Here is a 1,774-nt window from a genome sequence, read left to right as displayed (position 1 = left end):
TTAGCAAGATATCAAAGCTACGTATCCGATGGATTTCCTGCCGATTATCTCAATGGCACACAGTTAGATGAAAAATAAACGTTTTTATATCGAAATAAAATAAAAATTTATTTGAGGAAATATCAATGAATTTATCAAGTAAGAAGGCTCTGGTCTTTGGTGGCACTTCTGGTATTGGTTTAGCCACATGTAAACAACTGGCAGATTTAGGAGCAGACGTTATTGCCATCAGCCGCCATCCAGAAAAAGCAGGTGACCTTGGTGATAATATCAGCACCAGAAAATGCGATGTCCGTGATGCGGATGCCTTAAAGGCTTTGTTCAAAGAATGCGGCCCTTACGATATTTTAATCAGTGCCGCCACAGGTGGCAGCCGCGCAAAAGGCCCGTTTTTAGAAATGGATATGGATAGCTATCAGGCTTCCTTTGATAAATTATGGGGCTACACCAATGCAGTTCGTTACGGTACCGAATATTTATCAGAAAAAGGAAATATTGTTTTGGTAAGTGGCGCACCCGCACGCAAATGCCGTCCGGGCCAAATTGCCTTGGCATCTGTCGGGGGCGCTGTAGAAGCTTTTGTGCGGGCCATCGCACCGGAATTGGCCCCGCGCCGTATCAATGTAGTTTCCCCGGGCCTCATCAGCACACCTATGTTTGGCGATGATGTGACCGTACGGGATGCACAATTGGCCGATATGACCAAAGATAACCTGATCCCGCGTCCGGGTCAGCCGGAAGAGGTAGCAAAAGGTATTCTTTTTGTCGTACAAAATGAATTTGTAACCGGCACGACTGTCGATGTAGATGGTGGCTGGTTGCTCAGCTGATATTTTTAGATGACCGTCCTGCAATAGGACGGTCACTTCAATCTATTGGTTTACGTTCCAACAGCCAATCCCTGACAATTCTTAAAGATTTATAATTTGGACTATCTTCCGACCATGCCAGATAATACGGCGTATCATAGAATTTTTTATCCTCAAATATCGGTACCAAGCGACCATCCTGAATAGCTTCCGAACATAATGGATATCTGCCCATTGCGATCCCTAAACCTTTAATGCAGGCAGATTGCACGATATCATAACTGCCCAAACGACGCATTTCCCTTTCCTCTGGACAGGATATGTTAAATTCTTCAGACCATTGTTTCCATTCACCTTGATGTGTCTCATTCAAGATAAAGGCAGTTTCTTTTACAACCTGATCCCATCCTTTTATGGCGATTTCTTTTGCGATCTCAGGACTTGCTACGGGGAATATATATTGTTCGCAAAATTTCTCATAACGATAGCCATCTGTAAGATTTGGTGTTGATCGGATCGCAAGATGGATTTTTTCATGTTTCAAATTACAGACACGATCCGTCGCACTAAGGCGTAATTCTATATTTGGCTGATCTATGTAAAACTCAGGAATTTTCGCCGCTAGCCACATCGCCACCATGGTGCGAGGTGCCGTGATATGAATGCTATTCACATTGTGGGATTGGATTGCCGAAACACCATTTTGCAATTCTCTCAAGGCATTGGTTGCAAACGCATAAAAGATTTCACCATCGGATGTTAATGAGGCTTCATTTCTACCTCTTTCTAACAATTTCCTGCCAAGTTGATCTTCCAATCGGCTTAACTGATGGCTTATCGCGGATTCTGTCAAATTCAGATGGCTGGCAGCACGTTTTAGCTGTTTTAGCTCTACGATTGTAACGAATGCCAATATATTTTGGATAGGTGGTAACATGACAAATTTTCATCTTTTAGTGAAATAG

General features: G+C 43.0%; 2 protein-coding genes. One reads left to right on the top strand and one right to left on the bottom strand.

What is annotated here, in order from left to right; all coding sequences use genetic code 11:
* Nucleotides 1-125: 125 nt before the first annotated feature.
* The gene (locus tag E1160_RS00135; protein ID WP_155152966.1) at nt 126-830 is read left to right on the top strand and encodes an SDR family oxidoreductase; all 705 of its coding nucleotides are present in this window, start codon (nt 126-128) and stop codon (nt 828-830) included.
* Nucleotides 831-867: 37 nt separating this feature from the next.
* Here E1160_RS00135 and E1160_RS00130 read toward each other — a convergent pair whose 3' ends face one another.
* Entirely contained in the window at nt 868-1,746 is an 879-nt protein-coding gene (locus E1160_RS00130) for a LysR family transcriptional regulator (protein ID WP_155152965.1), read from the bottom strand.
* Nucleotides 1,747-1,774 lie beyond the last annotated feature (28 nt).

This window comes from Curvivirga aplysinae, assembly GCF_009711445.1.
GTDB lineage: Bacteria > Pseudomonadota > Alphaproteobacteria > UBA8366 > Aestuariispiraceae > Curvivirga > Curvivirga aplysinae.
This window is presented reverse-complemented; position numbering and strand designations above follow the sequence as displayed.